We start from the raw sequence: 8,639 nt of genomic DNA, 5'->3' as shown, positions 1-8,639 counted from the left end.
CTTAAATTCCATACCCGACCATGGTCATATGTGTTTTGATAGTTGGAAAGACGCAGATCTCAAGAAATTTGTAGAATAGTTCAAAATACATCTGATATATTAGATATTAAATAATAAGATGCAAAGGACAGATGAGATTGCTCAAAACTCCTACCTTCGACAATCTGAATTTGAATGACCGGGTTTACCTGTATCTGCGCGACCAAATCGTGCAGAATCAGTTAAAACCCGGTTCGCGGATTGATTACGATGAATTAATGGCGGATTTGGGGGTCAGCCGCACCCCGCTGCGCGATGCGTTGAACAGGTTAAAGCACGATAATTTGATTGAGGTCAGGCCGCGCTCCGGCACTTTTGTCAGCACACCAAGCAAAAAGGATATAGAAGACATCTACGATGTGCGAAAGCCTTTGGAAGCTGCCGCCGTCCAATTAGCCGCGCCGCATATCCCCAAAGACCGGTATGAATGGCTGCTGGAAGAGGCCAGACAGGTCGAAACCGAGCTGGAAAACGGAAATATCGAACCCTTTTTTCTCTCCGACCGAAACCTGCATCGAACCTTGATCAGCTATTCACATAACAACCGGTTGATCTCCATCATGGATTCGCTGGAACTGCAAATCAAGAGATTTGGCATCATGATGACGACAAACCTGGACAGGCCGTTTCGCGCAGTGGAGCTGCACAAAAAAATTATCACCGCGATGTTTCACGCGGAGATAGACAAAGCCAGGAGCTTAATGGAGCAGCACATTGAGGAGGTAAAACGGGATATCCTCAGTGACTATGCCTGATTCCATGGCAAAAATGCCGACGTCTCCCCCGGTATCACTTGCCTGCCCCTGCCGGCGAACATTTCGTTACCACAACAGTGCGCCGCCTAAGGCACCTGCTGCCACGACAATCCACGGGGGCGCCTTCCAGAACGCCAGCATGACAAACAGAACAGATGCAAAGGCAAAATCAAGCGGCGCGAGAATGGAAGTGGTCCAAAGCGGTTGATACAAAGCGGCCAGCAGGATGCCGACGACGGCTGCGTTAATCCCGGTCATCGCCCCCTGCGCCTTCGGACTGCTGCGCAAGGAGTTCCAGAAGGGCAGCGCCCCGAGAACAAGCAAAAACGCCGGCAAAAAGATGGCTGCTGTAGCAAGCGCTGCGCCAAATACCCCGCCCCAAACGGCTCCCACATACCCGGCGAAAGTAAACAGCGGTCCAGGGACGGCCTGAGCGGCGCCGTAACCGGCCAGAAAATCCTGCTTGTCCACCCAGCCGGTCGGAACTGCTTCCCTCTCCAGCAGCGGCAGCACCACATGGCCGCCTCCGAACACCAGTGAGCCTGTACGGTAGAAACTGTCTGACACGGCAACCCACTCCAGCTGCGTGACCTGACGCAGGATAGGCAAACCGATCAACAAGGCAAAAAATAGCGCCAAACAACCCGCTGCCGCCCTGCGGCTGACGGATACATGCAGCGACGGAGCGTGCGGGTGCGGGGCACTTCTGTACAGCCAAAAACCAAGTACTCCAGCTGCAGCAATGAGTAAAACCTGGCTCGCCACCGATTGCCAGATCAAAGTAATGCCTGCCGTAACGACAGCGATGCTGGCACGCGTCCGATCAGGCGCCAGTTTTTGTCCCATTCCCCACACGGCTTGGGCGACAATGGCCACGGCGACCATTTTTAGTCCGTGAATCCAGCCCGCGCCGCTGATATCAAAGCCTTTGATCAACAGGGCAAATAAGGTTAAGGCAATCAAGGAAGGAAGTGTAAAGCCCAGCCATGCCGCAATTCCTCCAAGTACTCCGGCCCGGATGACCCCGATCCCAATGCCCACCTGACTGCTTGCCGGCCCCGGCAGAAACTGACACAGGGCGACCAGGTCTGCGTAACTCCTTTCATCTATCCATTTTCTTTTTCTTACATACTCTTCATAAAAATAGCCAAGGTGGGCTGCGGGTCCGCCGAAAGAAGTAAGTCCCAGCTTAAACGAAACTCGCAACACCTCCAGCACCCCACTACGCCTGCTTCCGGCTTCGCGCCGGGCAAGCTGCTTGCTTCCCGCCATCCAGCATCTCTCCTTTATGTACCATCGTCACAACAGACCAGCTCCCCTATAACTTCTATAATAAAGAAAAACGATCCTGTCCGGATCGTTTCATTAATATTCGATCGCTGGACTGGTTCGACCTTGGTAGTAGTGCGAATGCCCTCTGTCGTACGATGTTTCCCCGGCAAAATCATGGTAGTGCGAGCCGTCCGGCAGAGGTATGGCTGGGCCGGTGCAGCCGCGAAAGTGGTGGACGTGCCCATCGTCATAGGAAGTGGTCCCCTCGTAGAAATGAACGTGATTGATTCCTCCGTCGGCGGGGGCAGTGTCTCCGCCCATCCAGTGCCGATGCCCGAAATTCACGGCCGTTCTGGTGGCGTAATCGTGGATGTGAAGAGAGTTTCGATGATACCAGTTTACAAACTCAACCTCGTGCTTGTGCCTGCTGCCCATGCAAGTCTCCCCTTTGGCTAGGATGTAATCACTGTCAGCATATACATGGCCGGGGAATCCTGACATGGGTGTTTGGACTATTGTACCGTCCAAAATCTTAACAATCGCTTAATAATAGCTTAATCTCTGCTTCATGCCTCTGCAGTATGATGATAATCGTAAAGAGAAACAACATTTTGCGAACAGGGGGCTATTTCCTTGAAAAAGCTATTATCGATTTTTGCAGGAATGTTGACGGCGGGATTGCTGCTGACGGGCTGCGGCCAAAGCGCTGCTCCGACATCCCAGAGTAGCGACAACAATCAAAGCACTCCGCCTGCCGCGACTTCCGAACAGCCTGCAGCTGCAGACAACACACCTATTCTCGCCGTCGGATCTACTGCGCTTCAACCACTAGCTGAACAAGCAGCAAAAGACTTTATGGCACAGAATCCCGGCGTTCAAATCCAGGTGCAAGGCGGAGGAAGCGGAACAGGTCTGAGTCAGGTAGCTACCGGGGCGGCAACGATCGGCAACTCCGACATTTTTGCCGAAGAGAAGCAAGGGGTTCCGGCAGCAGAGTTAGTGGATCACAAAGTAAGCGTGGTCGGCATGGCAGCCGTGGCTAACCCTGGAGTGGGTGTCGACAATCTGACCAAACAGCAATTAATCGATATCTTTACAGGAAAGATAACCAACTGGAAGGACGTAGGCGGCGCTGACCAAAAAATCACGCTTGTCAATCGCCCGAAAAGCTCCGGCACGCGAGCTACCTTCGTAAAATTTGCACTTGACGGAAAAGACGAAGCAGAGGGCATTACGGAAGACTCGTCTGGTACCGTTCGCAAAATTATTGCTGAAACACCGGGAGCTGTCGGTTACCTGGCTCTATCGTACCTCGATGATTCCGTAAAGGCGCTGAAGCTCGACGGCGTTGAAGCGAAGCCGGAGACGATCGTAACCAATGAGTATCCCGTCTGGGCGTATGAACACATGTACACCAAAGGGGAACCGACCGGCAATACCAAAGCATTTCTCGAGTATATCATGAGCGATGAAGTACAGAAGAACGTCGTAACCAAGCTGGGCTTCATCCCCGCCACAGAGATGAAGGTAGAACGTGACGCCAACGGCAATGTTACGAAAAAATAAAACAGCATTTTGATGAGAGGGGTATATGTACCCCTCCCTTCTGCTTCCCTAAAACCTGAGCTTATATGAGGAAAGGTAGGTTAGAGATGGAGTATCCAACAGTAGAGGGAGCCGTTCTGCCCAAATCAGAGCGGTCCGGGCGGCAGGTTCGCGATCACGCCTCGTCCCAATCAGACATGCGGCACAGATTATTGACGCACAATCGAAAACAGCTCATCGAAAACGCCTCCGGCAAGGTCATTACCAGGGTTTGTGCCGCCTTGTTGATCGTCATGACTTTGTCGATTACCTATTTTATCGCTTCAAAAGGGCTTGCGACCTTTTTCATCAATAAAGTCAGTGTCGCTGACTTTTTGCTGGGCCGCCTCTGGGATCCGGAAGGGGAGCCGGCGAGTTTCGGGGTTCTGCCGTTTCTCCTGGGGTCGTTCGCAGTTACGGTGATCGCCGCCTGCATTGCCGCCCCGCTCGGCATCGGAACGGCGATTTACATGACCGAGATCGCACCGTCATTCGGCAAAAAAGTGCTGAAGCCTGTCATTGAACTGCTTGTAGGCATTCCATCCGTGGTCTACGGCTACGTCGGATTGACTCTGCTTGTTCCTCTATTGCGGGCCCAATTTGACATATTGGGATTTAGTCTGCTCGCCGGCGGGATCGTACTCGCCGTGATGATCCTGCCTACCGTAACCAGTGTCGCCACAGATGCGATTGCGGCAGTCCCGCAGGATGTTCGGAACGCTTCGCTGGCGCTGGGCGCCACCCGTTGGCAAACTATCTGGCACATCGTTTTGCAAAGTGCGCTGCCCGGCTGCCTGACGGCTGTAGTACTGGGCATGGCGCGCGCTTTTGGGGAGGCGCTGGCCGTTCAGATGGTAATCGGGAACACGACGAATCTGCCATCCAGTCTGCTCGGGCCGATCAGCACGCTGACCAGCGGCATTACCCTCAATATGGGCAATACGATACCGGGAACGCCTTATCACAACGCCTTGTGGTCGATGGCGCTGCTGCTGCTTTGCATGTCGTTTTTCTTCATCCTGGTGATTCGCATCCTAGGCAGAAAGAAGTTGGTGAAATGAGGGCAAGAGTGCAGGACCGCCTCGCTACGGCGGTGTTAACCTTGTTTGCGGTGCTGATCATCGGCCTCTTGCTCGGGCTGGTCGGTTTCATCCTGTCGAAGGGATTGCACAAGCTGAATTGGGACTTTATCAGTTCGCCGCCCGAGATCGTCAAAGCAGGCGGCGGAGTCGGACCGCAGTTGTTCAATTCTCTGTACCTCCTGGTCCTTACCATGTTGATCGCCCTGCCGCTGGGTCTCGGGGCGGGCATTTACATGTCGGAATATGCGCCGGACAACCGGTTTACCCGGTTTATCCGTCTCAGTATGGAAGTGTTGTCGTCGCTCCCCTCGATTGTCGTCGGCTTGTTTGGACTGGTCGTGTTTGTCCAAATGACCGGCTGGGGCTATTCGATCCTGTCCGGTGCGCTGGCGCTGACAGTTTTCAATCTGCCGCTTTTGGTCCGCGTGACCGAGGATGCCATCCGCGCCGTCCCCCAGGATCAGAAAGAAGCCAGTCTTGCGCTGGGCGTGACCAAGTGGCGGACGATCGTATCGGTCATCCTGCCGGCAGCGGTTCCCGGTATCGTCACGGGAGCGATTCTGGCCTCGGGGCGCGTGTTTGGCGAGGCTGCTGCCCTGCTCTTTACGGCGGGTATGTCTTCGCCAGATCTGGTGTTTTCCAATTTCGACCTCAGCAGCCCCGCTTCGCCGCTCAATCCATTCCGGCCGGCGGAGACTCTGGCTGTTCATATCTGGAAGGTGAACAGCGAGGGGATGGTTCCTGATGCCCGGGCTGTTGCAGACGGTTCTGCGGCGATACTCGTGATAACGGTACTGATGTTTAACGTATGCGCCAGATGGTTGAGCAGATGGGTATTCCGACGCATGACATCCGGAGAAGCGTAAGGAGGAAGCAAATGAAACAGGCAGACAATGTGATTATCAGGACGGAGCAGTTGTCGGTGTACTACGGGGAACGCCAAGCGGTGTCCAATATCGGGATGGAGATTGAGCGGAATGCCGTCACAGCCTTTATCGGTCCGTCCGGGTGCGGAAAGTCTACATTTTTGCGCAGTCTCAACCGGATGAATGACCTGATCCCCGCCTGCCGGGTGACAGGGAAAATCACGATCGAGGGCATTGACATCACTGACGAGAAAATCAATATAGAAGGGCTGCGCAAGTCCGTGGGCATGGTGTTTCAGCGGCCCAATCCGTTTCAAAAATCGATTTACGACAATATTGCCTTCGCGCCCCGCCTGCACGGAATCCGGGAGAAGAAGAAGCTTGACGAGATCGTCGAGGAGAGCTTGCGCAAGGCAGCGTTATGGGACGAAGTGAAAGACAGGCTGCATCAATCAGCGCTCTCTCTGTCCGGGGGCCAGCAGCAAAGACTCTGCATAGCCCGTGCGATTGCGCTCCGTCCGTCCGTCCTGCTGCTGGATGAACCGGCGTCTGCACTCGACCCGATCTCTACCAAGAAGATCGAAGAGTTGATCGTGGAGTTGAAGGCGGAGTATACGGTCGTGATCGTCACGCACAACATGCAGCAGGCCGCCCGCATCTCCGACTATACGGCCTTTTTCCTGATGGGTGAACTGGTGGAGATGGACCGAACCGAGAAGATATTTTCACAGCCCGAATGCCAGCAAACCGAGGATTATATCAACGGCCGTTTTGGATAAGGAGAATGAGCGGCGTAAGCTTCCCCCAAGGAGCACCTGTCAGATCGGGTGCCTTGGGGGAAATTTTTTAGGGCTTGGTGCGAAAATAGTCTACTTCCCGTCCCAGTCCGTCTACCAAGCGAATCAGTTCTTCCGATTGGGCGAAAAACGCTTCGGAAATACCGGCGCTCTCCTGTGCACCCGCGACCGCTTGCTGCATCCCGGCCACGACGTGATGGACGGAAGCCGAGAGCTGGCGAATGCCGGTTTGAAGTGCCTGGCTGCGTTTTTTAATGGCTGCAGCCGAGTGATGAACAGCGGAAAAATGTTCGTTCACACTGGCGATCTGCTCGGTAATGTTCCGAAATATGCCTGCCGTTGCGCCCAGGGTCTTCATGCTGTTTTGGGCCGTCCCATCCGTCTTCATCAAATGAGACTCGACTGCTTCCAGTTTGTCCGAAGCCTGCTGTAGCAACTCACTGATATCCCGGGTGGCGGTTTCTGTCTGTACCGACAGCTGGTGAATCTCATCCGCTACCACCCCAAAGCCAAGTCCGGCCTGTCCGGCCCGAGACGCTTCGATCCGGGCATTAAGTGAGAGAAGCTTGGTCCTTTTGGAGATATCGCGAATCCATACCAGGATCTTCAATATATCTTCGACACTCTCTTGAAGCTCCGCAAAAGCCCGGTGTGAGGACTGCATGTCTTCGATGATGTTCCCGGCGTCGGCCTGCAGGGCATCGACAGTCTGTGCGGCCTGCCTGGCCTGCTGGCGAACCTCGTCGCTGCGAAGGGAAGCCACATCCATCTCCGCGTGAATCGTCTCCAATTCGGCGGCAATCTGGTCGACCGCTGCCTGCATCTGCTGTACCTGCCTGTTTTCTTCCTCCATCTCGGCTGCGAGAACTTCCATCTGTTTTGCTACGTCCGCCTGCAGAACCTTCGAGTGTTCCGATCCGGACGATACCCGCCCGGCAATCTCTTTTACTCCAGAGGTGACCTGTGAGATTTTCATGATGATTTGGCGTAGCGTCTCGGTCATGAGGTTGAAGCTGCTGCCGAGAAGCTGGGTTTCGTCGTTTGTCGACAGTTGGATGGTTTGCGTCAGATCGCCTTCGCCAAACCTTGTCATCTTGGCCTGAACTTCCTTGATCGGCTGGACGATGCGGCGGACGTAAAAGTACAAGGCGACGATGATGGCAACCAGGCTAATGATTGTGATGCTGGAGATGATCTTCTTGATTTTGGCCGCGTTCTGCCTGATCTCCGATTCTGTCTGTGCGACGACAATTCCCCACCGAAGCTCGGAATCGTAGAGATAGGCTGACACGTACCTGGCGTTTTCCCCGGCGAACGATCCGATTCCCGAGTTACCGCCGATCACCTGCTGGACGACGGGGTTTTCCCGCATCGAGGGGCGGGTCAGCGCCAAACGCTTATCCGGGTGGGCAAGCAAATTGCCCTGGTGATCCACTAGGAAGGCGTATCCGCTCTCTCCGAGCCTGATCGAATCCACCAAATCACTCAGCTGATAAACTGAGGCGAACGCCACCACGACCCCGTCCGCACTGCCTGCCTCGTCAAGCAGCGGCAGTGAGATGGCGATTTTGGGAAACTCCGTTGGCGAATACTGAAAGACATCCGAGATATAGGGTCCCTTCGCTTTTACAGCGCCCTGATACCAGTCAGTCTGCCGCGGATCATAGGAGCTGTCCGTGGGCGAACCGGGGTAGGAGAAGTACCGTCCGTCCGGCGTCGCCAACTGCAGACCGGTGATAGTCGGTTCATTCGCGGCGATCTCCGCGAAGATGTCGAAGGTTTGGCTGCCGTTCAGCTCGGAAGCTTTGCTGACGGCGGCAAAGGTAAGCAGTGTCGAGACGATATTGCGCGCCTTTTCGTCGATTGCCTGCCGGGTTGCTTGGGTTGTCTGGCGGAGCAGTTCTGTCGCTTGATCGGTCAAGAGGGAATTGGCCTGCAAGTTGATGATGATGCCTGTGGCTGTCATCGTCGCAAGGAACAGAAGAGAGATGCCGATGAGCAGCTTTCGTAGAATAGTACCCTGTTTCACCGATGCAAAACGCCAGTTGATCCGTTTCGCCGCTTTGTTCTCCATATTCGACTCCTCCTGCCATAACGGTACAACTTCATTGTAAAAACCGCCTGGAGGATGGTCGAGCCATAATGGACAAATTTAACAACAACTTTACATGCTTTACATTCGTTCGGGCGCTGCGGGTTAGGTTTCCCGTTTAATTTGTCAAGACTATAGAAAATAAGGCATTC

At 54.3% G+C, this 8,639-nt stretch carries 8 protein-coding genes; 5 read left to right on the top strand and 3 right to left on the bottom strand.

Features of this window, described 5'->3' with window-relative positions:
- The first annotated feature begins 131 nt into the window (after positions 1 to 131).
- Positions 132 to 794 carry a GntR family transcriptional regulator gene (locus tag HGBM_RS18205; protein ID WP_019122517.1) on the top strand — a complete coding sequence of 221 codons (663 nt, stop codon included), beginning with the start codon at positions 132 to 134 and terminating at the stop codon, positions 792 to 794.
- 66 nt (positions 795 to 860) lie between these two features.
- On the opposite strand, the gene HGBM_RS18200 is transcribed toward HGBM_RS18205, so the two are convergent.
- Both HGBM_RS18200 and HGBM_RS18195 read right to left on the bottom strand, forming a co-directional pair.
- The gene (locus HGBM_RS18200) at positions 861 to 2,066 is read right to left on the bottom strand and encodes a chromate transporter (protein WP_019122516.1); all 1,206 of its coding nucleotides are present in this window, start codon (positions 2,064 to 2,066) and stop codon (positions 861 to 863) included.
- A gap of 93 nt (positions 2,067 to 2,159) precedes the next feature.
- The gene (locus tag HGBM_RS18195; RefSeq protein WP_019122515.1) at positions 2,160 to 2,501 is read right to left on the bottom strand and encodes a YmaF family protein; all 342 of its coding nucleotides are present in this window, start codon (positions 2,499 to 2,501) and stop codon (positions 2,160 to 2,162) included.
- Positions 2,502 to 2,699: 198 nt separating this feature from the next.
- On the opposite strand from HGBM_RS18195, the gene HGBM_RS18190 reads away from it, so the two are divergent.
- The 4 genes from HGBM_RS18190 to pstB all read left to right on the top strand — a co-directional run bounded on the left by HGBM_RS18190 (position 2,700) and on the right by pstB (position 6,377).
- Positions 2,700 to 3,632 carry a phosphate ABC transporter substrate-binding protein PstS family protein gene (locus tag HGBM_RS18190; protein ID WP_019122514.1) on the top strand — a complete coding sequence of 311 codons (933 nt, stop codon included), beginning with the start codon at positions 2,700 to 2,702 and terminating at the stop codon, positions 3,630 to 3,632.
- 176 nt (positions 3,633 to 3,808) lie between these two features.
- Positions 3,809 to 4,711, top strand: a complete 903-nt coding sequence (gene pstC / locus HGBM_RS18185) for a phosphate ABC transporter permease subunit PstC (RefSeq protein ID WP_051029731.1) — start codon at positions 3,809 to 3,811, stop codon at positions 4,709 to 4,711.
- Positions 4,708 to 5,598 (top strand): phosphate ABC transporter permease PstA, encoded by an 891-nt coding sequence (gene pstA, locus HGBM_RS18180; RefSeq protein WP_019122512.1) that lies wholly within the window; start codon positions 4,708 to 4,710, stop codon positions 5,596 to 5,598. Before pstC ends, pstA begins: the two co-directional genes overlap by 4 nt.
- Positions 5,550 to 6,377: a phosphate ABC transporter ATP-binding protein PstB gene (gene pstB / locus HGBM_RS18175; protein WP_081590247.1), complete on the top strand. Its 828-nt coding sequence runs from the start codon at positions 5,550 to 5,552 to the stop codon at positions 6,375 to 6,377. Before pstA ends, pstB begins: the two co-directional genes overlap by 49 nt.
- Positions 6,378 to 6,444: 67 nt before the next feature.
- On the opposite strand, the gene HGBM_RS18170 is transcribed toward pstB, so the two are convergent.
- Entirely contained in the window at positions 6,445 to 8,469 is a 2,025-nt protein-coding gene (locus HGBM_RS18170) for a methyl-accepting chemotaxis protein (RefSeq protein ID WP_019122510.1), read from the bottom strand.
- Positions 8,470 to 8,639 lie beyond the last annotated feature (170 nt).

The organism is Brevibacillus massiliensis (assembly GCF_000311785.1).
Taxonomy (GTDB): Bacteria; Bacillota; Bacilli; order Brevibacillales; family Brevibacillaceae; genus Brevibacillus_C; species Brevibacillus_C massiliensis.
Note: the sequence above shows the minus strand (reverse complement) of the source record. Positions and strands in the feature narration are given on the sequence as shown.